At 36.8% G+C, this 25,485-nt stretch carries 21 protein-coding genes and 1 riboswitch; of the genes, 3 read left to right on the top strand and 18 right to left on the bottom strand.

The window, feature by feature from the left end; translation table 11 throughout:
* Positions 1-113 precede the first annotated feature (113 nt).
* The 18 genes from THEXY_RS03815 to THEXY_RS03730 all read right to left on the bottom strand — a co-directional run bounded on the left by THEXY_RS03815 (position 114) and on the right by THEXY_RS03730 (position 22,517).
* Entirely contained in the window at positions 114-1,868 is a 1,755-nt protein-coding gene (locus THEXY_RS03815) for an N-acetylmuramoyl-L-alanine amidase (protein WP_013787536.1), read from the bottom strand.
* 223 nt (positions 1,869-2,091) lie between these two features.
* Positions 2,092-3,057 carry an ABC transporter ATP-binding protein gene (locus tag THEXY_RS03810; RefSeq protein ID WP_195890939.1) on the bottom strand — a complete coding sequence of 322 codons (966 nt, stop codon included), beginning with the start codon at positions 3,055-3,057 and terminating at the stop codon, positions 2,092-2,094.
* Positions 3,041-4,075 (bottom strand): ABC transporter ATP-binding protein, encoded by a 1,035-nt coding sequence (locus tag THEXY_RS03805; RefSeq protein ID WP_013787534.1) that lies wholly within the window; start codon positions 4,073-4,075, stop codon positions 3,041-3,043. The genes THEXY_RS03810 and THEXY_RS03805 overlap by 17 nt, the downstream gene beginning before the upstream one ends.
* Positions 4,076-4,089: 14 nt before the next feature.
* A complete protein-coding gene (locus tag THEXY_RS03800; protein ID WP_013787533.1) occupies positions 4,090-5,007 on the bottom strand; it encodes an ABC transporter permease in 918 nt (305 codons plus the stop codon).
* A gap of 1 nt (position 5,008) precedes the next feature.
* A complete protein-coding gene (locus tag THEXY_RS03795) occupies positions 5,009-5,938 on the bottom strand; it encodes an ABC transporter permease (RefSeq protein ID WP_013787532.1) in 930 nt (309 codons plus the stop codon).
* 70 nt (positions 5,939-6,008) lie between these two features.
* Positions 6,009-7,649 (bottom strand): peptide ABC transporter substrate-binding protein, encoded by a 1,641-nt coding sequence (locus THEXY_RS03790; RefSeq protein ID WP_013787531.1) that lies wholly within the window; start codon positions 7,647-7,649, stop codon positions 6,009-6,011.
* Positions 7,650-8,083: 434 nt separating this feature from the next.
* Positions 8,084-9,766 carry a peptide ABC transporter substrate-binding protein gene (locus tag THEXY_RS03785; RefSeq protein WP_013787530.1) on the bottom strand — a complete coding sequence of 561 codons (1,683 nt, stop codon included), beginning with the start codon at positions 9,764-9,766 and terminating at the stop codon, positions 8,084-8,086.
* 436 nt (positions 9,767-10,202) lie between these two features.
* Positions 10,203-11,633 (bottom strand): Asp-tRNA(Asn)/Glu-tRNA(Gln) amidotransferase subunit GatB, encoded by a 1,431-nt coding sequence (gatB, locus tag THEXY_RS03780; protein ID WP_013787529.1) that lies wholly within the window; start codon positions 11,631-11,633, stop codon positions 10,203-10,205.
* Entirely contained in the window at positions 11,633-13,102 is a 1,470-nt protein-coding gene (gene gatA / locus THEXY_RS03775) for an Asp-tRNA(Asn)/Glu-tRNA(Gln) amidotransferase subunit GatA (protein ID WP_013787528.1), read from the bottom strand. The genes gatB and gatA overlap by 1 nt, the downstream gene beginning before the upstream one ends.
* Before the next feature lie 10 nt (positions 13,103-13,112).
* Positions 13,113-13,400, bottom strand: coding sequence for an Asp-tRNA(Asn)/Glu-tRNA(Gln) amidotransferase subunit GatC (gene gatC / locus THEXY_RS03770; RefSeq protein ID WP_013787527.1), 288 nt, complete (start codon positions 13,398-13,400; stop codon positions 13,113-13,115).
* A gap of 58 nt (positions 13,401-13,458) precedes the next feature.
* Positions 13,459-15,438: an NAD-dependent DNA ligase LigA gene (gene ligA, locus THEXY_RS03765; RefSeq protein WP_013787526.1), complete on the bottom strand. Its 1,980-nt coding sequence runs from the start codon at positions 15,436-15,438 to the stop codon at positions 13,459-13,461.
* 12 nt (positions 15,439-15,450) lie between these two features.
* Positions 15,451-17,601: a DNA helicase PcrA gene (gene pcrA, locus THEXY_RS03760; RefSeq protein WP_013787525.1), complete on the bottom strand. Its 2,151-nt coding sequence runs from the start codon at positions 17,599-17,601 to the stop codon at positions 15,451-15,453.
* Between the two features lie 115 nt (positions 17,602-17,716).
* On the bottom strand, positions 17,717-18,016 hold the full coding sequence (locus THEXY_RS03755) for a YerC/YecD family TrpR-related protein (RefSeq protein ID WP_013787524.1): 300 nt from the start codon (positions 18,014-18,016) through the stop codon (positions 17,717-17,719).
* A gap of 155 nt (positions 18,017-18,171) precedes the next feature.
* A complete protein-coding gene (locus tag THEXY_RS03750; protein ID WP_013787523.1) occupies positions 18,172-18,489 on the bottom strand; it encodes a PTS sugar transporter subunit IIA in 318 nt (105 codons plus the stop codon).
* A 28-nt stretch (positions 18,490-18,517) separates the two neighbouring features.
* The gene (locus THEXY_RS03745) at positions 18,518-19,837 is read right to left on the bottom strand and encodes a PTS sugar transporter subunit IIC (RefSeq protein ID WP_013787522.1); all 1,320 of its coding nucleotides are present in this window, start codon (positions 19,835-19,837) and stop codon (positions 18,518-18,520) included.
* 12 nt (positions 19,838-19,849) lie between these two features.
* Positions 19,850-20,176, bottom strand: coding sequence for a PTS sugar transporter subunit IIB (locus THEXY_RS03740; protein WP_013787521.1), 327 nt, complete (start codon positions 20,174-20,176; stop codon positions 19,850-19,852).
* 6 nt (positions 20,177-20,182) lie between these two features.
* Positions 20,183-20,425: a hypothetical protein gene (locus tag THEXY_RS03735; RefSeq protein ID WP_013787520.1), complete on the bottom strand. Its 243-nt coding sequence runs from the start codon at positions 20,423-20,425 to the stop codon at positions 20,183-20,185.
* A 1-nt stretch (position 20,426) separates the two neighbouring features.
* The gene (locus THEXY_RS03730; protein ID WP_013787519.1) at positions 20,427-22,517 is read right to left on the bottom strand and encodes a BglG family transcription antiterminator; all 2,091 of its coding nucleotides are present in this window, start codon (positions 22,515-22,517) and stop codon (positions 20,427-20,429) included.
* A gap of 213 nt (positions 22,518-22,730) precedes the next feature.
* Positions 22,731-22,831, top strand: a riboswitch (SAM riboswitch).
* Between the two features lie 76 nt (positions 22,832-22,907).
* On the opposite strand from THEXY_RS03730, the gene THEXY_RS03725 reads away from it, so the two are divergent.
* The 3 genes from THEXY_RS03725 to THEXY_RS03715 are packed head-to-tail and all read left to right on the top strand — an operon-like array spanning position 22,908 to position 25,454.
* Positions 22,908-23,930, top strand: coding sequence for a methionine ABC transporter ATP-binding protein (locus THEXY_RS03725; RefSeq protein ID WP_013787518.1), 1,023 nt, complete (start codon positions 22,908-22,910; stop codon positions 23,928-23,930).
* The gene (locus THEXY_RS03720) at positions 23,917-24,594 is read left to right on the top strand and encodes a methionine ABC transporter permease (RefSeq protein WP_013787517.1); all 678 of its coding nucleotides are present in this window, start codon (positions 23,917-23,919) and stop codon (positions 24,592-24,594) included. The genes THEXY_RS03725 and THEXY_RS03720 overlap by 14 nt, the downstream gene beginning before the upstream one ends.
* 14 nt (positions 24,595-24,608) lie before the next feature.
* Positions 24,609-25,454 carry a MetQ/NlpA family ABC transporter substrate-binding protein gene (locus THEXY_RS03715; protein WP_013787516.1) on the top strand — a complete coding sequence of 282 codons (846 nt, stop codon included), beginning with the start codon at positions 24,609-24,611 and terminating at the stop codon, positions 25,452-25,454.
* The last annotated feature ends 31 nt before the right edge of the window (positions 25,455-25,485 follow it).

Genomic DNA, 25,485 nt, shown 5'->3' with positions numbered 1-25,485 from the left:
TTTAGCCTTATTTAATTTTCATTATCCAGTGCGTAAACCATAATATTATTTTAAAACCTTTTAAATCAATTTACAAGAAAGCATATAAAAAAAACAGGCGATTTTTTGCCTGTTTAATTGCTGCCATATACAGAGTTTGAAACAGTCGTGCTTATGCTGCCATTAGATAATTTGTCAAAATAATCGACAATCCCATTGTATATTCCTTGTGCTACTTTCCACTGAAAATTTTCATCAGTCAAAAGCTGAGCATCTGTAGGACTTGTGACAAATCCAGTCTCCACCAAAACAGCAGGCATCTTCGTCTGATTGAGAACAACTAAATTAGGCCTTTCTGAAAGCCCTCTGTCAGTGGTATTTATCTGTTTCATCAAATCATCATGAATTATCTGTGCAAATGTCTTTTCATCTCTTGTATCGCCATTGTAACCGTTTGGGTAATATAAAACTGTTGTGCCGTTTGCTGAAGGCGATTCAAAAGAATCAGAATGGATGCTTACAAAGACATCTGCTCCAGCATTATTTGCTTGTGAAGGCCTGTCATAAAGACCCACATCAGTATCTGTTGTCCTGGATATCATAGTCCTATATCCTCCATTGTCCAATAGCGTCTTCAATTTTAATCCAATGGCAAGATTGATATCTGCTTCGTGTATCCCTCCGACACCTATAGCACCTGGATCAGAACCTCCATGCCCTGGATCTATGTAAACTAACTGCTTCTTGTTAGGGTCTGGTTTTGTTATTGTAAGCAATACGCCCTGAGGAGTTGGTTGAACACTAAAATCTGCTTTAAGGCTTGTCTCCGCAACAATCCTAACTGTATTTGTATCAAGCTGGGAATATCTAATGCCAGTAACAACATTTCCAATATACGATATGTTACCTGCCAGTTTACCATCAGACATTGTCAGACTTGCACCTGCCACATCTATAATGATCTTGTTATCACCATATCTAGATGGGCTAAAGTGGTCGGAATCTGTATTTATCGTTATCTGATCGCCATTGTTGACCTTAGCAGCTAAAATGTTCGTCACCTTATTTTGTCCTATTTTAAACGATATATCAAATTCTTTTTTATCTTGTGACTGTGTTATGGTATATGGCATTGAATAGTCCATATTCACAACAAGCCTGGTTACTGCTGGTTGCAACTTGTTCTGCCCTATATAAGCTTGATTTAAGCCATTTTTGTCTATATTTATCTGCTTATTAGTAACAGTATTTATCGCATTGTTGAAGTCAAAGTAAATTCTTATGCTGCTGTCATCATTTACAGACCCTCGTGTATACGTTAAAGGTCCATCACCTTTAACAGTTATGGTGTACGTACCATTTGTGTAATTTGATGTAAAACTCACAATATTAACATTGTTTGCAGAGGGAGGATCTACTTTCTTAGTAGCTTGAATTAGATATTTGTCTGCAATCCATTTCACATCATAACCTAAGTTTTCAAACAAAAACCTCATAGGCACATACGTCGTATTGTTGTTTATAAGCCTTGCTGGAACATCCAACGATACATTATTGCCGTTTACTGTAGCGTAATTCTTACCTATAACCAATTTAATTACTTTGTCCTTTGAAGTCACAATAACTGTCTGAGTCTTACCATCCCAGTCGACTTTTTGACCTAATCCTTCGCTAATTGCTCTAAGCGGCACTATCGTGCTATTGTCAATTATAAGCGGTGGATTATTGCCAGTGTCAAATTTTCCTCCATCGACGGTAATCGACACGTCAGGCACATTGTAGCTTATAGGTTTGTTATCAACTACAATCGTAGCTTTATATGCATAGGCAGTTATGTAAAACGTAGACAAAAGCAGTAAAAGTGCAAAAAAAGCGATGACCTTTTTCAACATTTTCCCCCCTTTGCATATAAAATCGGCATTTTTTTCATCATATTTATATATTATTATACATATATTACAGACAAGTTACAAATATATTAAGATTTTATTAAGATGGTGAACGTTATTATTTAAATTCAATATTGATAATCTTCTCGTGAATTGCACCAGTTACTATATGGAAATGATAACTGTATTAATTTCATAGAAATAAAGCACTCAAACGAGTGCCTTATTTATCAAAAAGATGACATGCAACAAAGTGTCCACTTCCAACCTCTTTCAATTGTGGCGTGACTTGGCTGCATATGTCCATGGCATATTTACACCTTGTTCTGAATTTACAGCCTGAAGGAGGATTAATTGGGCTTGGCACATCTCCTTCAAGTATAATTCTCTCCCTCTTTCTCTCCACTTCCGGATCAGGTATTGGAACAGCAGAAAGAAGCGCTTGTGTATATGGATGCAATGGATTTGAATACAGTTCACCACTTTGTGTAAGTTCTGCAATCGATCCTAAATACATAACTGCAACTCTATCGCTTATATGCCTTACCATGCTTAAATCATGAGCAATAAAGAGATATGTCAATCCCTTTTCTTCTTGTAAATTCATAAGCAAATTTACAATCTGGGCTTGTATAGACACATCCAATGCTGATATAGGCTCATCGCAGACTATAAACTCTGGCTCAATTGCCATTGCCCTTGCTATGCCTATCCTCTGCCTCTGCCCACCGGAAAATTCATGAGGAAACCTATTAGCATGTTCTTTGTTTAAACCTACCGTCTCAAGGAGGTTGTATATCCTTTCTCTCCTCTCTTTTCCAGTGTACAAACCATGAATGTCTATTCCCTCTCCTATGATATCGCCAACAGTCATGCGAGGATTCAACGATGCGTAAGGATCCTGAAAAATCATCTGAGCTTTTCTTGCAAATTTCTTTCTTATTTCATTGTTCATTTTATGAACAGGTATATCGTCAAATATCACAGAACCACCTGTAGCCTCATAAAGCCCAATTATAGTCCTACCTGTAGTAGACTTTCCACATCCTGACTCGCCAACAAGCCCCAACGTTTCACCTTTTTTTATGCTAAAACTCACATCGTCAACAGCTTTTAACACACCGCCGCTAACGTGAAAGTATTTTTTCAAATTCTTAACTTCAAGTATTATATTATCTTTCACCAGCATACGCCTCCTTTTCAAAAGGATTCTTAACCTTCGGCGCATATGGATGCTTCAACCAACATGCTACTTTATGAGTATCAGTTTCATCTGTATACTCTGGTTGGGCCTCATAGCAAATCTTCATGGCATAATTGCACCTTGCAGCGAATGGACATCCTACAGGAGGCGCAAATAAATCAGGAGGCGTTCCAATAATAGGTACAAGCTTCTCTTTATTCTGAGCATCAAGTCTTGGAACAGATTTTAAAAGTCCCCATGTATAAGGATGCTGTGGATGCTTAAATATCTCATCAGATGTACCTGTCTCTATAACTTTACCTGCATACATGACTATGATTCTCTCTGCTATATCTGCAACAACGCCTAAATCGTGCGTAATCATGATTATAGACGTATTGAATTCTCTTTGCAGATCTTTCATCAAATCGAGAATTTGCGCTTGTATTGTAACATCAAGTGCAGTAGTAGGCTCATCAGCAATGAGAAGCTTAGGTCTACATGCCAGTGCAATAGCGATCATGGCTCTCTGCCTCATACCACCGGAAAATTCATGAGGATACTGATTTATACGCCTTTCAGCATTTGGTATACCTACTACGTCCAACATTTCCTTAGCTTTTTTCATCGCTTCAGCTCGTGTAACCTTCTGATGCTTCAAAATCACTTCGGCAATTTGCTTTCCAATTGTCATTGTCGGGTTTAAAGATGTCATAGGATCTTGGAATATCATCCCAATTTCTGAACCCCTTATTGCCTGCATTTGCCTTTCACTAAATTTTGAGATCTCTTTTCCATCGAATATGATTCTTCCAGCTTTAAATCTTCCTGGAGGCTCAGGATTTAACCTCATTACAGCCTGCATTGTAACTGATTTCCCGCATCCTGATTCTCCAACTATGGCTAACGATTCACCTTTCATAACTTGAAAGCTGACATCCCTTACTGCCTTTACTTCGCCTGCATACGTGTCAAATGAATATTCCAAATTTTGTACATCCAACAATACTTCTCTATCTTCCAAAATACTTACCTCCTTTAACGGCGAAGCCTTGGATCTAATGCATCTCTCAAGCCATCACCAAGCATGTTAAATGCCAGCATTGTTATGCTTATAAAGAAGCCTGGTATGAAAAGCTGCATTGGATACATTAGCAAAACTTGTGTAGCGTCATTCGCAAGCGTACCCCAGCTTGCCAGAGGTGGCCTTATACCAAGACCGATGTAACTTAAAAATGCTTCTGCAAATATTGCATTAGGAACATCGAATGTCATTGATACTATTATTGGACCTAATGCATTTGGTATCAAATGTCTCAATATTATCCTTCCTGGACTCGCTCCAAGCGTCTTAGCAGCTAAGACAAACTCCTGCTCTTTAAGCTGCAGCACTTGACCTCTAACTATTCTGGCCATACCTACCCAACCTGTCATAACCATTGCAGTGATGATCGTCCATAAGCCTTGACCCATGACAACCATCAAAAGGATTACAAGTATTAAGTAAGGTATGCCATAAAGTATATCAACTATACGCATCATGATATTATCTACTTGCCCACCAAAATAACCAGCTATACCACCATACGTAACACCAATTACTGCATCCAACAATGCAATTGTAACACCGATAAACAATGATACCCTTGCACCCATCCAAACTCTTACAAAAAGATCCCTTCCAAGGTAGTCTGTTCCGAACCAGTGAACTTTTGAAAATGGCTTGTTTGTATTAAACAAATCCTGATGTGCGTAGTCAAAAGGCCTTAAGTGAGGACCTATTATCGACATTATAACAAGAAGTATTAAGAAAACCAAAGATGCCATAGCAACCTTGTTCTTTTTAAGCCTTCTCCACGCATCTTGCCAGTAACTAATGCTTGGTCTTACAATCGACTGGCTTTCAGAAGCATTTGCTCCAACTATCTCAAATTTATCTTTACTTATATCCACCATTTTACTTTCCTCCCTTTGCCAGTCTTACTCTTGGATCTATAAGTCCATAAGCAATATCTACTATAAACATCATAACCACCAATATGATGCTATAAAATATGGTTGTACCCAATATCATGGAATAATCTTCATCGTATATGCTTTGCACAAAAAACTTTCCAAGACCCGGTATGCTAAAAATCTGTTCGATGACAAACGTGCCGGTGACTATTCCAGCAAATAATGGACCTAATACTGTTACAACAGGCATAATGGCATTTCTAACCATATGCTTCCATATTATCTGCAACTGTGAAAGTCCTTTCGCTTTTGCCGTCTTTATATAATCCTGCCCAATGACGTCTAACATGCTTGTTCTCATCATACGAGAAATTATAGACAGTGTAGCGAATGACAAAGCAATGGATGGCAATATAGTGTATTTAAATGAACCCCATCCTGACACAGGAAGCAGCTTTAGCTTTGATGCCAAAAGAAGCTGCAATAGGGTCGCTATTATAAAGTTTGGAACAGAAATACCTATAATGGCTAAAAACATCGAAAAATAATCCCATCCACCTCCACGCTTTAATGCTGCAACAATTCCAAAGAATAATCCGAAGACAACACCGAGGAAAATTGATTGCACACCAAGCTGGAATGAAGCTGGAGCAGATTGCTTAATTATATCATCAACTGTTCTGTTTAAGTATTTGAGGGAAATTCCTAAATCGCCATGCATTAGATTATCTAAATAATACCCATACTGGACAATGAGGGGCTTATCAAGATGATATTTTGCCAACATATTTTGCCTTATTTGTGGCGGAACCTTTTTTTCACTCGTAAAAGGATCGCCAGGTATCATGTGCATCAAGAAAAATGTCAATGTTATGATTACCCATATTGTAATAAGCATGTACACAAACCTTTTAATCGAATAATTTAGCAACCAAAACACCTCCTATAAATATTCGTTTATGGTATATATGATGATACATATATACCATAAATCTTAAATTTTAATTGTTTTGAATATAAGCCCATTTAAATTCCCAATCAGAACCGAATGTATGGAAATACAAATCTTTCACATAAGGCTTTACTACGAATGGCCTTGCTTGGAAATATACAGGTCCTATTGGCATATCATCCATTAAAATCTTCTCTGCTTGTATAAGCTCATCGTTTCTCGCCTTCAAATCTCCATTTACTTTTGCTTCATCTATAAGTTTATCATATTGGGGATTGCTATAAAATGCTGTATTATTTCCATTGTTTGTTTCCCACATATCAAGGAATGTAAGTGGATCATTGTAGTCAGCACCCCAGCCAGCAAATACCATGTCATAGTTTCCTTTGTCCATCATGTCAATTCTCACTTTAAATGCTACGTTCTGAATTTGAACATTTACGCCCAAGTTTTGGCTCCACATCTGCTGAAGTGCTTGATCATACTTCTTTGCATTGTCTGTATCATCCCCCAGCAGTGTTATTGTAGGAAGCTTACTTATGCCAAGCTCTGACATCCCTTTCTTAAGCAGCTCTTTTGCTTGTAACACATCGTTGTCCTTAAAATAAGCTTCTCCTGCTTCTTTTCTAAAATCACCATTATAACCTGGTATGCCTGGCGGCACAACAGCTTCGGCAGGAATAGAACCATCTTTTGTCACCTGTTCAACAAAAGATTTTCTGTCAATAGCCAGTGTAAACGCCTTTCTTATATCTGCATTTTTAAACACTGGATTTTTCGTGTTAAATTGTATATACCAGTTAGTGGCAAGGGCTTTATCGCTGTACTCACTTGAGCTTTTGTACTTATCGATGTAATCACCAGGCACAAATATAGAATCAAGCGTACCGCTATCATAGTTTTGAACAAGTGTGTTATTGTCTTTTATCATAGTAAAGTTAACTGTCTGCAATTTAACGCTGCTGCTATCCCAGTAATCCTTGTTCTTTTTTAAGGTTATGCTTTGCTCATGGTTCCATTGGCTAATGACAAATGGACCACTGTACACTAATTTATCAGGATCTGTACCAATCTTATCACCATATTTTTCATAAACTGATTTTTCAAGTGGTAGATATGTTACGAATGAAGTGAGTCCTAAAAATTGTGGAGTAGGTGCTTTTAGTGTAACCTGCAGCGTTTTATCATCCAATGCTTTAACAGCAACTTGATCAGCAGTACCCTTGCCAGCATTGTACTCTTCTGCACCTTTTATATAAAATAGCTGGTACGCGTACTGCGATGCTGTTTTAGGATCAAGGGCTCTTTTCCAAGCGTATTCAAAATCCTGTGCTGTTATGGGATTGCCATCGCTCCACTTAGCATCCCTTAAATGAAATGTATAGGTAAGTCCATCTTTTGAAATATCCCAACTTTTCGCAAGACCTGAACCAGGTTCTATCTTGCCATTTTTGTCATATCTTGTCAATCCATCTAATACTTCTGTCAATATATCAATAGAAACCACATCAGTCGCTTTTTGCGGATCAAGCGTAGGTGGCTCTTGTACCAGATTTAGGTTTAACACTTGCTTATCATTACCGCCATTTGATGCACTGTTTGTAGCACTCCCCCCACAACCTGTAACAACTACACTCAGCGCCATCAATAAAACAAAACCCATTATGACTATCTTCTTCTGTCCTTTCATCATTTCTCCTCCTAAAGTTAATAAAAATAAAAAATGAAAATAACAGTATTCGCCCCCCAGCTATACTTAAAAAGCACACCCCCCATTATTCATATTTTTTGATTTATATGATAATTGAATTTTTTATATACATAAATTTTATTACATTTAGATTTATTAATCAATAACAAATTTTTACCCTTTACACTTGCAGAGAGACACTATATTTTACTTATTTTAAACTGCGAAAAATTCTGCCACAAAAATTTCATAAAAATATTGTTATTTATAAACTAAACACTTTTTAAGTATAGCACCATTGACAATCAATCTCAATATTTTAAAGTATTTCGGCAATTTTTTAGAGTCAATTAAAATCCTTGTTGAATTGCACGAAAATTTGCAAACATGCAAAAACCGGGGAGCGACCCCGGTTCATCCTCATTGATGAATTATTATTGATTTTTTCCTTCTATATATGTCCACTTAAGTTCCCACTCTGTTCCGAATGTTGGAACAACCAAATCCTTAACATAGCTCTTTGTAGCTAATGCGTAAGCTTGGAAGTAAAGCGGACCTATAGCCATATCGTTCATGGCAATTTTCTCTGCCTGTATCATATCGTCGTTTCTCTTCTTCAAATCTGGCGTTGACTTTGCATCATCAATTAACTTGTCGTATTCTGGATTGCTGTAAAAAGCAGTATTGTTGCCATTGTTTGTCTCCCACATATCAAGGAATGTCATTGGGTCATTGTAGTCTGCACCCCATCCAGCTAATACCATATCGTAATTTCCTTTATTCATGTCGTCTATTCTTATCTTAAATGCCTCATTCTTTATCTGCACATTTACGCCAAGATTCTGGTTCCACATTTGCTGCAATGCTTCAGCATCCTTTTTAGCCGCACTTGTATCATCTGCTGTAAATGTAATTGTAGGCAATTCTTTTAAGCCTAATTCTTCAAGCCCTTTCTTCAGATAATCTTTTGCAGCCTGCACATCATTATCTTTAAAGAATGGTGAACCGTCTTGCTTTGAAAAATCCTCGCCGTTATATCCAGGAACTCCTGGCGGCACTATTGATTCTGCTGGTATAGAGCCATCCTTCAAAACCTGCTCTGTAAATGCCTTTCTGTCTATAGCTAATGTAAATGCTTTTCTAATATTTACGTTTTTAAATACGCCTTTCTTATCGTTAAACTGTATATACCAGTTGGTAGCTACAGGCTTTATTGAAAATTCTTTTGTATTCTTATACTTATCCATCAGATCGCTTGGAACCCTCATCTGATCAAGCGTACCATTGTCGTAGTTCTGAGCCTGTGTATTTGCATCTTTTATTATCAATAATGTGACTTTCTGTAACTTCACACTGTCTTTATCCCAGTAATCAGGGTTTTTCTCTAAAACGAGATTTTGATCGTGATTCCACTGCTTTAATACAAATGGACCACTGTAAACTAATGTATCTGGACTTGAACCTAATTTATCAACTCCTACTTTTTCTACGAAAGACTTCTCCTGTGGCAAATACGTTCCAAATGCAGTAAGACCTAAGAATTGTGGCGCAGGTGCTTTTAACTTGACTTGCAACGTCTTGTCGTCAAGAGCCTTTATTCCTACTTGGTCAGCACTGCCTTTGCCTGAATTGTACTCCTCAGCACCTTGAATGTAATAAAATTGATATGCGTATTGTGATGCTGTCTTAGGATCTAATACTTTCTTCCATGAGTATTCAAAGTCATAAGCTGTTATCGGGTTTCCATCGCTCCACTTTATCCCATCTTTCAAGTGGAATGTATAAGTGAGACCATCGCTTGATATGTCCCAACTTTTTGCAAGCCCAGAGCCTGGTTTAAGCTGGCCATTCTTGTCATACCTTGTCAATCCTTCAAGAACATCATTCAATACATCAAATGACGCAACATCTGTCGTTGTGAATGGATTTAAGTTCGGCGGATCAGCCCTTAAATTTAAAGTCAAAACCTGTTCATCTGCCTTTGCAGTTTGAGTACCTGAGCTACTATTGTTTTTGCTTTGTGAACTGCTGTTACTATTTGCTGAACACCCTGCCAATAGTGCAGAAAGTGCTAATACCAACGTCAACAATAATGCTAACCAATTTTTTCTCTTCATCAAAAATTTCCTCCCATCAAAATATAATATTTTTGATTTTACTCCCCCCAAAAATAAGTCCTCATCTCTCACCCCCAGCTATGTAAGATTTATTTTAAAGTACTTCTTGACTACATCAAAATTTTAATATTTTAATATAGGCACAACTTAATTGAAAATCAGGACATATCGCAAATAAAAATATTTTACTCACAATATACTATGCATGCGGCATTAAGATAAATTTACTGTTCATAATTTTGAAACAATTTATGATGATTTTTATTTATTATATCATTAGATGTTTTGCTAAACAAGTATATATTAAAAATTCAGTGAAAATTGTTTATATAATACTACTATCTTGTATTTTTTAGTATATTCTGAAATAATATTAAATTTAAAAAGCATACACTGTTATTAATAGTGTATGCTTAAATTTTAAAAATAATAATATTTATTTTGAGAGCTCTTCTAATAAAATTTTATTTGCCAATTGCGGATTTGCCTTTCCTTTTGTCGCCTTCATTATTTGTCCTACTAAGAAACCTATTGCCTTATCCTTGCCATTTTTATAATCTTCAACAGATTTTGGATTGTCCTCAATGACTTTTAATGCAATCTCCCTAATCTCATCTTCATTGCTAAGCTGTTTTAATCCCTTCTCCTCTACGATTTCTTCGGGATTTTTACCTGTTGCAAACATTTCCTCAAAAACGGTTTTAGCAATAGAGCCCGTAATAGTACCATTATCTATAAGATTTAAAAGCGAGGCCATCTGATGTGGTTTAATCAAAACTTCTTCAACTTCTTTTCCCGTCTCCTTTAAAAGCCTCATCATTTCGCCCATTATCCAATTACTTACTGTTTTGGCTGAGGAATACTCCAAAACGCACTTCTCAAAAAAATCTGCCAATGGTTTTGATGAAGTAATTACAGATGCATCATATTCCGGAATCCCGTATTGTGTGATAAATCTTTCCTTTTTATGCTCAGGCATTTCAGGAAGTGATTTTCTTATTTCCTCTTTCCATTCATCAGACACTATTATTGGCACAAGGTCTGGATCTGGGAAATACCTATAATCATGTGCTTCCTCTTTAGAGCGCATTGACTCAGTAATGCCTTTTTGCTCGTTCCACCGGCGAGTTTCCTGCACTATCATCTCTCCGTCTTCTATAAGTCTTATCTGTCTTTTTATCTCGTATTCCAATGCCTTCTGAACAGCTTTAAATGAATTTAAGTTTTTAAGCTCTATTTTTGTCCCAAATTCTTTGCTGCCGACAGGCCTTACTGATACGTTTGTATCAACTCTTAAAGATCCCTCCTGCATTTTACAGTCAGATACTTCTGAGTACTCAAGGACGCTTTTTAGTTTTGTCAAGTACAGGTAAGCTTCCTCAGGTGTCCTCATATCTGGTTCAGATACTATCTCAATAAGCGGCACACCTGTCCTGTTGTAATCTACTAATGATCCATCTACGTTTTCATGCATTAACTTTCCAGCATCTTCTTCTATGTGTATCCTCGTAAGCCCTATTTTCTTTTTTACACCATCAGATGTCTCAATTTCTACGTATCCATTCTTGCAAAGCGGAAGGTCGTACTGAGATATCTGGTATGCCTTAGGCAAATCTGGGTAAAAATAATTTTTTCTATCCATTTTGCTAAATTTAGATATTTCACAATTTAGCGCAAGTCCAGCCTTCACAGCATACTCTACAACTTTTTTATTCAAAACAGGCAGCGTACCTGGTAACCCTAAGCATACTGGACATACATGTGTATTAGGTTCACCCCCAAATTCAGTAGTACAGTTGCAAAATATCTTCGTCTTCGTAAGAAGCTCTGCATGTACTTCAAGTCCTATAACCGCTTCGTAATTCATCATTTAGCACCACCTTTTATACTTGGTTTTGCATTAAAGCTTAAAGCTTTTTCGAAAGCATATGCTGCATTTAATATCGTTCCTTCATCAAAATGCTTACCGACGATCTGAAGGCCTACAGGAAGTCCATCTGAAAGTCCACAAGGCAACGACAATCCCGGAAGCCCCGCTATATTAACTGGAACCGTATATACATCTGCCAGGTACATTGCCAATGGATCTTCCACTCTTTCACCGATTTTAAAAGCCGTCGTAGGCGACGTTGGCCCTATTATTACATCCACATCTTGAAAAGCCCTCTCATAATCCTGTTTAATAAGTGTCCTTACTTTCAGCGCTTTGTTGTAGTACGCATCATAATACCCCGAACTTAATGCGTATGTACCTAACATTATCCTTCTCTTTACTTCTTTTCCAAAGCCTTCGCTTCTGGATACCATGTACATATCGATAAGGTCTTCGTATTTTTCTGCTGCGTGGCCATACCGTATGCCATCATACCTTGCCAAATTTGAACTTGCCTCTGCAGATGCTACTATGTAATACGCAGCCAGAGCATAATCCATGTATTTAAGGCTTATTTCCCTTATTTCGGCTCCTAACTCCTCAAATATCTTTAACGCATCTTCGATGGATTTTCTTACTCCTTCATCAAGACCTTGCCTAAAGAATTCTTTTGCATATCCTATCTTCATTCCCTTTATATCGTCTTTTAGGAAATCTTTATAATCGCTTTTTCTTACATTGTCTACAGAAGTAGAATCTTTTGGATCATGACCTGCAATGGCATTTAACACAATAGCACAGTCTGTCACATCCTTTGTGATAGGGCCTATTTGATCTAAAGATGACGCGAAAGCCACAAGTCCATATCTGGAAACAAGACCATATGTAGGTTTCATGCCAACGACGCCGCATAATGACGCAGGCTGCCTTATAGAACCGCCTGTATCAGATCCAAGTGAAAATGCACACTCATCAGCAGCAACTGATGCAGCAGAACCACCAGATGAACCTCCAGGCACTCTTTCCAAATCCCATGGGTTTTTAGTCGTCTTGAAAGCAGAATTTTCGGTTGAGGAACCCATCGCAAATTCATCCAAATTTGCCTTTCCTACCATTACAGCGCCAAGATTGTTAAGATTTTCGACTACCGTCGCATTATATGGCGGGACAAAATCTTCAAGCATTTTCGATGCACACGTAGTTCTTATGTTCTCTGTACACATATTGTCCTTTATGACAACAGGTATACCTGTCAAGTCATTTATGTTTCCATCTTTAATCATTTTGTCAGCTTCTTCGGCTTTTTTAAGCGCAAAATCCTCTGTTTCGCATATCAACGCGTCTACTTTTGGTTCAACTTCATTTATTCTTTTTAAATACGCTTTAGTCACATCTACAGCGCTTACTTCTTTTTTCCTTAAAAGTTCATTAAGCTCATGTATTGTTAGTTCATGCAATTCCATCAATACCACCTCACTCGATTATCTTTGGTACTTTAAAGCATCCATCTTCTTTTTCTTTAGCATTCATAAGGATTTTTTCTCTGTCCATTGATGGCACAACTTCATCTTCACGAAAAACATTGCTTATTGGGACAATATGCGCTGTGGGCTCTACGCCATCTGTATTTAGCTCATTTAACTTGTCCACATATTTTATAATGCTATCAAGCTGATGAGAAAATTTCTCTAACTCGTCATCAGAAAATTTAAGCCTTGCTAATTTTGATACGTGGATAACTTGGTCTTTTGTAATTGACATGCATACACACCCTTTCAACTCTTAAATACTAATAAAAAGCATCGTTTAGTTAATTTTATCATTGTTTCAGCATGTTTTCAAACTGTTCTTCATTTAAAATCTTTACTCCAAGCTCTTGTGCTTTTGAAAGCTTTGAACCTGGATCTGCACCTACGACGACATAATCTGTTTTTTTGCTAACAGAACCTGTCACTTTTCCTCCTCTTTCTTCTATAAGCCTCTTAGCCTCATCTCTGGTATACTTTTCAAGTGTTCCTGTTAAGACAAAAGTAAGTCCTTTAAAATTGTCATTAACATTTATTGCATCCTTCTTGCGCATATTTACACCAGCAGCTTTTAATCTATCTATTATATCCAGATTTTGTTTTTCCTTAAAAAAGGCCACCACACTGTCTGCCATCTTAGGGCCAATTTCCTCTATTTCAGTAAGCTCCTCAAAAGTAGCTTTCTCAAGAGATTCCATCGTCTTGAAATGACTGGCTAAAATGCCGGCAGCTTTGCTTCCAATGAGATCAATGCCAAGCCCAAAAATCAATCTGTCTAAATCTCTGCCTTTGCTTTCTTCTATAGCATTGATGAGATTCTTTGCTGATTTATCTCCCATCCTATCAAGTTTTACCAAATCATCGTACTTCAAATAATACAGATCTGATATGTTGTGTATAAGATGGTTGTCAAGAAGCTGTCCTATTACCGCTGGTCCTAATCCATCTATGTCCATAGCATCTTTAGATGCAAAGTGTATTATGCCTCTTTTTAACTTAGCAGGACAATTTAGACCTGTGCACTTAGTCACAGATTCACCGGGAAGCCTCACCGTTGCAGCACCGCATTCGGGACACACTTCTGGCATGATAAAAAACTTCTCGCTGCCATCTCTTTCTTCTGCTACAACACTTACAACTTCAGGTATGATTTCGCCAGCTTTTTGGATTATCACCGTATCACCAATTCTTATATCCTTCTCTTTTATGTAATCTTCATTGTGAAGCGTCGCTCTTGATACGATGGAACCTGCAATTTTCACAGGCTCTAATATGGCAGTTGGTGTCAGTGCACCAGTCCTTCCAACCTGAACTACTATATCTTTGACTTTCGTTTTTTGCCTTTCTGTTGGATATTTGAATGCAATTGCCCAACGAGGATCCTTTGCAGTAGACCCCAAAATTTCCCTTTTTTCTAAATCATTTACCTTGACAACTGCTCCATCTGTTTCATAAGACAAACTATCCCTTATGTCTCTTATATAATTTATGTCTTCAATGACTTCGTCTATATTTCCACATACTTTAATATGCGGACTTACTTTAAATCCTTGATATTTTAAAAATTCTAATGCTTCAGCATGTGTTTTTAATTCTATTCCATCTATTCTCTGTAAATTAAATACGAAAATATCCAGATCTCTTTTAGCCGTGATTTTAGGATTTAATTGCCTAAGTGATCCAGCAGCAGCATTTCTCGGATTTGCAAAAAGGCTTTCTCCGTTTAATTCTCTTTCTTCGTTTAACTTTTCAAATGAAGCCTTAGGCATAAAAACCTCACCTCTTACGATGAGATTTAAATCATCTTTAAGTCTTAAAGGAATTGATTTAATGGTTTTTAGATTGTTTGTCACATTTTCACCTATAATTCCGTCACCTCTCGTGGAGCCGACGGTAAAAAAGCCATTTTCATATATAAGCTCCACAGATAAACCGTCAATTTTAAACTCTACTACGTATTCTACATCACCGACAGATGCTCTTACTCTCCTGTCAAAATCTCTAAGCTCGCCTTCAGAAAAAGCATTTGCCAAACTTTGCATCGGCACTACATGTGTAAATGGTTCAAACTCTTTCAAAGGTTCACCGCCAACCCTTTGAGTCGGTGAATCAGGCGTCTTAAACTGAGGGTACTTTTCTTCTAACTCAATGAGCTCTCTCATCATCATATCATACTCATAGTCAGATATTTCAGGCTTGTCCAGTACATAGTACATGTAGCTGTGATGATTAAGCTTATCTCTCAATTCTTTTATCCTGTCTTCTATCGCCATAAATACACCACCTTATAATATAGCCCTGATTGGAGCGTACTTCAAAGACAACCTCTTTATGCCAACATTAGGAAATGCGACTGTAATCTCCTTATCATCGCCGCTTCCATCAACGCTTACTACAGTTCCAATGCCCCATAATTTGTGCTCAACCTTATCTCCTGGATTGTAGTTTTCTTTATTATTCGCCTTCCTGGCAAAAGTATTTATATACGATGAAACTGAGACATAGTCATTTCTTTTAACAGTGCCTTTGTCGTATTCGATGACCAAGTCTCGAGGAATTTCATTGATAAACCTTGAAGCCGTATTGTACTGTGGCTTGCCGTACAGATTTCTATTTCGTGCATAAGTCATAAAAAGCCTTTCTTTTGCCCGAGTTATGCCTACATAGCACAACCTTCTCTCTTCTTCCAGTTCATGCTCGTACACAAATGACATAGAATTAGGGAATATCCCTTCTTCCATACCTGCTATAAATACGACGGGAAATTCAAGCCCTTTAGCTGAATGTAGTGTCATTAAAACTACGCTCTCTCCTATTTCACCTGCCGTATCAATATCAGATACCAATGTTATGCCTGACAAAAATGCTTCTAAAGATTTCTCCTGGGAACTTTCCATAAATTCACGTGCTGCACCGATAAACTCATTTATATTTTCTATTCTTCCTTCAGATTCTTCAGTGCCGTCGGCCTTAAGTTCCTCTATATATCCAGTTTTATCCAGTACATAATCGATAACTTCAGTGACAGTCATAAAGTCAAGCTGGCTTATCAGATCGTCAATAAACTCTTTAAAGCTATCAAGTGCCTTTCTCGTTCTTCCACTAACTTCAACATGAGGAATCGCAAAATACATACTTGTATCATGTTCTACAGCATATTTTTCTAAAGAAGCTATAGTTGACTCACCAATGCCTCTTTTAGGTACATTTATTATCCTTTTTAATGATACGTCATCGTATGGATTTACAAGAATCCTTAAATACGCAATAATGTCTTTTATCTCTTTTCGATCGTAAAACCTCAATGCTCCAACCAATTTATACGGTATGTCATTCGCCATAAAAGCTTCTTCAAATATACGAGACTGGGCATTTGTCCTATATAAGACAGCAAAATCCGAATATTTTCTCCCCTCAGAAACCAAGTTTTTTATCGTCTCTATGATGAAATTAGCCTCATCTCTCTCATTTTGCGATTCCCATACGACAATCTTTTCACCGTTTTTATTATCTGTCCACAGTCTTTTTCTTTTTCTTTTGACATTGTTATCAATTACGCTATTAGCCGCATCAAGTATAACCTGCGTTGAACGGTAATTTTGTTCAAGCTTTATAACCTTAGCCTCTGGATAATCTTTCTCAAAGTCTAAAATATTCTTTATGTCGGCCCCTCTCCATCCATATATGCTTTGATCATCATCGCCTACGACACAAAGATTTCTGTACTTTTTAGCCAATAGATTTACAAATTCATACTGTGGCCTGTTTGTATCTTGATACTCATCTATCATTATATACCTGAATTTATCTTGATAATACCTCAATATGTCCTCGTTTTTTTGAAAAAGCTCTATGGTTTTTATTATTATATCATCGAAATCCAGTGCATTGTCTTTTTTAAGCTTCTTCTGGTACAGCTTATAAACGTCAGCGATTTTTTTATTTCTGTAGTCATTGCCAAATTCCAGCAAAAAGTCGTCTGGCGATATCATCCTGTCTTTCGCCTTTGATATGGCACCTAACATTCCTTTTATTGTGTACTGCTTGTCATTTAAATTCAATTCTTTTATGCAGTCAGAAATCAGCGTTTTTTGATCTTGCGTATCGTATATTACAAAATTTCTATCATACCCGATTTTTTCAATATCTCTTCTCAATATGCGAACACATGCCGAATGGAATGTAGAAACCCAAAGATCTCCTACATATCCTAATAGTGACTCAACTCTGTCCTTCATTTCTTTTGCTGCCTTGTTTGTAAAAGTAATAGCGATGATGTTTGCTGGTGACACATTTTTTTCCCTTACAAGATATGCAATTCTATGTGTTAAAACTCTCGTCTTTCCGCTACCTGCACCAGCCAAAATCAAAACAGGTCCTTCTGTAGTGACAACTGCCTCCTTTTGTCTATCATTTAGTCCTTCAAGTATATTCATCTAATTCACTCCAAATAAAATATTTGTACCTAGACTTACGATTATATTGTATATGTAACTTTTTAATTAATCAACCATTTTATTGTTATGCCTATAATAAAATAAAATCTCGGGTCTACCGAGATTTTTCCTTTAATCTATCTAAAATCAAATTGTATCCATTCGCTCCATAATTAAGCGCCCTGTTAACTCTACTTATGGTAGCTGTGCTGGCACCTGTCTTTTCAGCTATTTCAATATACGTCTTCCTATCTCTTAACATTTTAGCCACTTGAAGTCTTTGAGCTAGCGACTTAACCTCGTTTATAGTAGCTATATCTTCAAAAAAACGATAACATTCTTCCATGTCTTTAAGCATTAAAATCGCTTCAAAAAGCTTGTCCACGTTCTCGTCTTTTATTTTAGAATCGTACATCGACAATCCCTCTCTCTTAAAATTTTTTATAAAATGTCCATCTCCATTGTACAAAATTTACACAAATTATTCAATACTTTAAAGCAAAAAAGATAAAAAGCAATCTAAAATGGCAAAATTAAAAGGTGAGGATGACTCACCTTTTAATTCAGTATTTATTTTACTTTCTTTTCAAGAGCATCTAACCTCTTGTAAAGATCTATAAGCCTTCTTATGAGGTTCTTTTCTGCAAGAGCCGTCATAAGCTGGTCTTGAGCGTGTATAACAAGGAAGTTAGGTGTTTCGCTTTGTTCACCTTGTACCAATGCGTTTTGATAATCATGACCTGCGTAAAATTCCTCATCAGCCTTTTCCAGATGCTTCTCGGCAGATTCAAAATCCCCTTTTTCTGCTGCATCTAATGCTTCATAAGCCTCGCCTCTGGCGTTTCCGCCATGTAAGACTAGATTGTAAATGATTTGCTCTAATTCCATCAAAGGGTTCCTCCTTAATATATTTTAATTATTTTTCCTCAAGCTCTCTTTCATTCTTCAAAAGCTGTGCTTCATACATTTTGAAGAATGGATAGTATATAATACCTGCTACAATCAGGTTTACAAGCTGCAAAATTGGTCCTCTCCAGTCAAGACCACTTGATATGAAACCTCCTATAAATACAGGAACTGTAAATGGAAGCTGATACAATGGTCCTGTTACTAAGTGGAAATGGAATGCGATATAGTTTATCGTGACAACCGCTGCAGGTGCAATTATAAATGGTATCATCAATATAGGGTTCAAAACTATTGGAGCACTGAAGATGAGCGGTTCATTTATATTAAATATAGCAGGGATAAGCTCTGCTGTACCTATCGTCTTAAGCTGTTTTGATGCTGAGAACAAGAACATTATGACAAGAGGCCATGTTGTACCAGAACCACCAAGGTGTGTGAACATGTGGAAGAATGGCTCTGTAACAATACCTGTCATAGGTTGATGTGCATTTAATGCCTTTACATTTGCAGCAAGCTGACTCATCCAGAAAGGATATGCTATAGACGATACGACATTCATGCCATGGATTCCAAGTGACCACAAAAGCATCATAAGGATTATCTCAGCTAAAGCTGCCCAATAGCTATTTGATGCTGCAACAAGCGGCTTAAATAACTCAATTACCAACTGTGGCAATGTGACTTTGAAGTTAGCCCATACAATCCACTCTACTATCCAGGCCGATACTACCATGACAAACATCGGTACAAGTGCCATAAAGCTTCTTACAACATAAGGTGGAACGGCTTCAGGCATCTTAATTACAAGACCTTGCTTATTGAAGAATCTAACCACAACTGCTGTCAATACGCCTATTATTATAGCTACAAACAAACCTTGTCCACCAAGGTAATTTAAAACATCACCGAAGCTTACTTTTGTAACATCTGATGCTGGGAATGTTGTAACTAAAAATGCTAACATGGAAATAATACCTGTCATTGCTTCATCAAGATCCCAGCGAGTAGCCAAACTGTAAGCTGTACCAAATGCAACCATCAAAGCCATGATGCCAAATGATAAATTGAAAGGAATCATCAACTGACCAGCAATAGGCTTAATAGCATTTGCCCATGCCACAATAGGGCCCCAATTTGCACCTTCTGCAAGTGGTGGATTAGCTATTATCAAAAACAGTGAACCTGTCAATATAACTGGCAATGCGAAACTTGAAAAAGCATCTCTTATAGATTGAAGTATGACATTTTGAGCAATCCTTGCCAGTACAGGCATCAAAGATGACTCCATCCATTTCATAAACCAATTGTTAGTAAGTCTTTCGTTCATTTACATTACCTCCTATGCATCTTTTCCATTTTTCTTAGCAAGCTCGATAATCTGATTCAATATCTTTTTTGCATCCATAAGTGCAAAAGCCTGCATATCAACGATGTCGACAGGAATGCCAAACTTTTCAGCTATCGTCTCAACTTCCTTCTTTAAATGCCTTACCTGCGGCTCTAAAAGAGCAACATCGTATTCTTCAGCTTTTTTCTTAAATTCACCTGTGCCTCCTGCATCTACTGTCACATCTAAACCTTGCTTTTTTGCTTCATCAGTCACTTTTTTTGCTAATGCACTTGATGTAGCGCCCCAACTGCATAATATAACACCATGTATAGCCATAGTAAATTACCTCCTTTTTTTATTTTTCTTTTTTATTTCATTTTTTAAATTTTTGTCATACAATTTAAGCATTCTTATCATGTACGCTTGTATAAGCGCAATTCCCGCAATGAAAAATGCACCAAACAAAAGAATCTCTAAGCCATGTGCAAATGTATCATTTATCATAGAATACACAGCAGTTGCAATCCACACCAAAGACAGCATCATATAGAAAATTTTTCGCTGTTTTACCGAAATACTAAACATTTTAATCACCTACAAGATTTCTTTTTATTTCATCGTAATACTTATCCATCAAGGCCTTCTTGACAATTTCCTTCGCCTCATCAATTTTGTCAACCTCATTGAGATTTTTTACCAAGTCTTTACTTTCAATGAACGAAACACTTAAATCGCCAAGTATCTCTATCCACATCTTGTCGCCATCTGGTGCAACCATTAGGAAAGCCGTCTTTATAATTTCATATTCGTTAATCAAATTTTTCATCTTAACATCGCTTCTCAGTTTTCCAAAGACGAGGATTGGCTCCACCAAATCAGATGCTGTACAGTGGTAGATTACAAATCCTTTCCCTGGAAGTATTATCTTTCCAAGGCTTTCTCTTCCCAAAAGCTTATCTTCTATCTGCTTTATCTTCTCATTATTAATTCCATCATTACCAGCAAAATCTTCTAAGAGAGAATCTATGATAGCTTTTGAGTTTTTGCCATACACATCTTTAAGCTTAAGGGAATCGCACAGCTCAATTATCCTTTTGCCATACCACGCAATGTGTTCTAATTCTTTGTATCTGTCGCCTATGACTTTGACTTTTTTCTCTGAAAAGTCCATTATAAAATCTGTATTTAAAGCGTCTTTCAGCTTTTTTACGTCTTCATCTAAAAGCAACGGATTGACTATTACAGTCTCTTTGCCCTTTATGTCCAGCGGAATTGTAGACACTATCAAATCAATATCATCTCTATCTTTAAAGTCTTTAACCCTCAAACTGGAAACCGTATCTACAATGTTTAATTGTGGAAACATCTGGAGCTTAGATAGAAGCATCCTCGATGTCCCTATGCCGCTGGCACACACGACTAAAATATTGTGCCTTTTCGTCATATCGCTTTTTCTTGCTATGGATGCGCCAAAATGCATCGCAATATATCCTATCTCATCATCAGGCACATCAACATTAAGCTTGTCTTTAATCACATTTGCAATAGATATACATTTTTCAAATAAACTGCTGTACCGTTCTTTAATGTCATTTATAAGCGGGTTTCTAATCGCAAGACCCATGCGAAGTCTAAAGATAGTAGGCCTTAGGTGCGTCTTTAAACCGCTTAAAAGCATCATATCATCTTTGAAGTCAGTGCCAAATTCATCTTCTGCAACGCTGATCATTTCCTGCAGTATTTCATTTAGCAGCTCGTCATTTACGTCTTCGGTATTTGCCCTGTACCTTGCTCCTTGTAGATGAATCGTTATATAACCGATTTCATCTTCCGGAATAGAAATGTCGAATTCTTCTTCCAAAAACCTGGCAAGCATTTCTGCAAATTCGAACTCATCCGACTTTTTAAGCTCATAAAGGCTTTCATTACCTATTTTTATCTTTTCGCCTTCTTTTATTCTTTTTAGCGCCAATGCCAGATGCACTGTAAGCCCCATGTACGAGCTTTCTGCTAATTCGTAATTAAGGGATTTCTCCAATTTTTGTATAGCCTTCTCTATCTTTAAAACCGTATCATAGTCTATAAGCCTAAGCAGCCTGTCATTTATGTCTTCACTAAGTTTGTTTATATTATTGTACCCCTTATTTAAAAACTCAATTAGGTCTTTTGTCTCTACATTGTCATACAAAAAATTTATAATAGCCCTTCTTATATTGTTTTCATCGCCTTTTACGTATATGCCAACACCAGGCTTAGTTACAATTGTAACATTTTGCTTGTTTAGCCATTTATCGATCTCTTTAATGTCATAGCTTATTGTTGCGGTAGTCACATTGTATTCTTTAGCGAAGTACTCAAGTTTTACAGGTTCTTTCATCTGCAAAAGCTCAGACAGTATCAGCTTTCGCCTTTTATCAGCGTCAATGCTTGGCCTATAACCTATTACATCGAATTTGAATTTTTCGATATCATTATCAGTTCCTTCTAAGACTAATGCTCCACCGTCATTTTTAAGCCTCAAATTGTATTCTTTTATATATTCATTTATTGTATTTATTTCCCTGTAAACAGTCCTTTTGCTTAACTTGTACAAAATGACGATATCGTCCAAACTGGAAACTTCTTTTGAAAGAACCTTTTTGAAGATTTCTAATTGGCGCCTACTTAACTCTTTCATAGATATTTGTCCTTTCATCTATGACAAATTATTAATAAGTTAACTTATCTTTCATCTTAATTATAATCAATTTATTAATTAAATCAACACAAACTTGTGAACACGCTGTCAGATTTATTATGACAAAAATTTAATATTGTCGCATGAAAATTTTGCTTGACTTTTCAACATCCATCCTATATAATCATTTTAACAACTAAAAACGAAATTATTCTCTTATCTAGAGAGGTGGAGGGACTGGCCCGATGAAACCCGGCAACCGGCACGTATGTGCAATGGTGCCAATTCCTGCAGCGATTGCTGAGAGATGAGAGAGGACAAAACCTCTTTCATTGGAGGTTTTTTTTATTGCTTTTTTAAATTAAATTTGCGAAAAGAAGGTGAAATGATTTGATCGAAATAAAAAACTTAAGCAAAGTTTACAACACAAACGGAAAAGATGTAGTAGCTTTAAAGGACATCAACTTAACTATAAGCGATGGTGAAATTTATGGCATAATGGGTCTAAGCGGTGCCGGGAAATCATCATTGATAAGGTGCATCAACATGTTGGAAAAACCTACATCTGGCAGCATACTGATAAACGGCGTAGAAATGACAAAGTTAAAGCCAAAAGAACTGAGAAATATGAGAAAAAAGATTGGCATGATATTTCAGCATTTCAATCTTTTGATGAACTCTACAGTGTATGAGAACATAGCATTTCCTCTTAAGATCTCGAAAGTCAGCGATTCTGCCATAAAAAAGCGCGTTGATGAATTGCTGGATGTAGTAGATTTAAAAGATAAAAAGTACGCATACCCTGCACAGCTATCTGGCGGGCAAAAACAACGGGTAGGAATCGCAAGAGCTTTAGCAAACAATCCAGACATAATTCTATCTGATGAAGCCACATCCGCTTTAGACCCTACAACGACAGAATCCATCTTAAATCTTTTAAAGGACATAAACAAGCAATATGGAATTACAATCGTGGTAATAACGCACGAAATGTCTGTCATAAGAAATCTGTGCGACAAAGTGGCAGTTTTGGAAGACGGCAGAATAATCGAGGAAGGAAATGTAATAGACATCTTTTCAAACCCTTCAACAGAAACATCTAAAAGATTTTTAAAAGATATGATAGCTGAACTTCCACCAGACATATTGCTTGATGACGATAACCCAAACGAGGAAGTCTTAAGATTATCGTTTTTTGGCAGCAGCAGCAACCAGCCTGTCATATCTCACATGATAAAAAATTTCGATGTTGAAGTGAATATCATTTCAGGAAATATCGAAAGAGTGCAAAACTCACAAGTAGGAAATCTCCTAATAAAAATAAGCGGTGAACAAAATTCCATAAAAGATGCGATAAAATTTTTAGAAAATAATGGTCTTAGAATAGAGGTGCTTAAAAATGGTGTCATCTAATACATTGCAGTATCTGTTAAACTTGTGGCAACTTATGGAGGAGCCTCTTTGGGAATCTTTGTACATGGTATTTTTCTCAACACTTTTCTCAGTAATCATAGGACTGCCTCTCGGCATAATACTCGTCATAACAGATAAAGGCCATATAAAGGAAAACCTAAAGTTAAATCAGATATTAGGTACTGTAATTAATGTCATGAGGTCAGTGCCGTTCATAATCCTCATAATCGCAATCTTCCCATTGGCAAGGCTTATTGTTGGCACAACTATAGGGCCTACTGCTGCTATTGTACCATTGTCAGTTGCTGCAGCTCCATTTGTTGCAAGAGTCATAGAATCATCTCTTAAAGAAGTAGACTGGGGTGTCATTGAAGCATCTATATCTGTCGGTGCATCAATACCACAGATAATATTTAAAGTCATGATTCCAGAATCATTACCATCACTTATATTGGGAATAACTCTTACGGTTATAAATATTTTAGGGTATTCTGCTATGGCAGGTGCTATTGGAGGAGGTGGTTTAGGAGATCTGGCTATAAGATATGGCTACCAAAGGTTTCAGACAGATGTGCTTATAGCTACAATCATAGTCTTAATAATCTTTGTAGAAATTGTACAAAGAATTGGAAATTATCTTGCAAAAAAAGTTGATAAAAGATGAAAGGATGGTATGTGATGAAAAAATCATTTTTATTTCTCACTCTCATATTGACATTTGCATTTATCTTATCAGGATGCACAAAATCAAATAACGTATCTACTACATCTAATGCAAACTCAAACACAGATAGCTCTACTAAAATGACGAAGATAGTCGTTGGTGCAACACCAAACCCCCATGCAGAAATACTTAATGTAGTAAAGCCTATTCTTGCAAAAGAAGGCGTAGACCTTGAAATAAAAGAATTTACCGACTATGTGACGCCAAATACTGCACTTGTCGACAAGCAAATCGACGCAAATTTCTTCCAACACGTTCCATACCTTGAGGACTTTGAGAAGAAAAACAATGTAAAATTGGTGCCATTAGTCAAAGTGCATGTAGAACCGATGGGGGCATATTCAAAAAAGATTAAGTCAAAAGATGAACTAAAAGACGGTGCAACAGTGGCTGTTCCAAACGATGCTACAAATGAAGGAAGAGCGCTGCTTTTACTGCAAAAAGAAGGGTTAATTAAGTTAAAAGATCCAAATGGTCTTACACAAACCCCGAGAGACATAGTGGATAATCCAAAGCATTTAAAGATTGTAGAGCTTGAAGCACCTCAGCTTCCAAGGACACTTCAAGATGTAGATTTGGCCATTATAAACACTAATTTTGCATTAGAGGCAAACTTAAATCCTTTAAAGGATGCAATTTTTATGGAGGACAAAAATTCTCCTTATGCTAATGTGTTAGTTGTAAGGCAAGACAATCAAAATGACCCAGCAATACAAAAATTAGCAAAAGCCTTAAATTCTGATGAAGTCAAGAAATTTATAGAAGACAAATACAAAGGCGCTATAGTTCCTGCCTTTTAACATTAAAAAAACCCGTTTAAAGCGGGTTTTT

This window comes from Thermoanaerobacterium xylanolyticum LX-11 (assembly GCF_000189775.2).
Taxonomy (GTDB): Bacteria; Bacillota; Thermoanaerobacteria; order Thermoanaerobacterales; family Thermoanaerobacteraceae; genus Thermoanaerobacterium; species Thermoanaerobacterium thermosulfurigenes.
The sequence above is the reverse complement of the archived record's forward strand: the minus strand, read 5'-3'. Positions and strand labels throughout refer to the sequence as shown.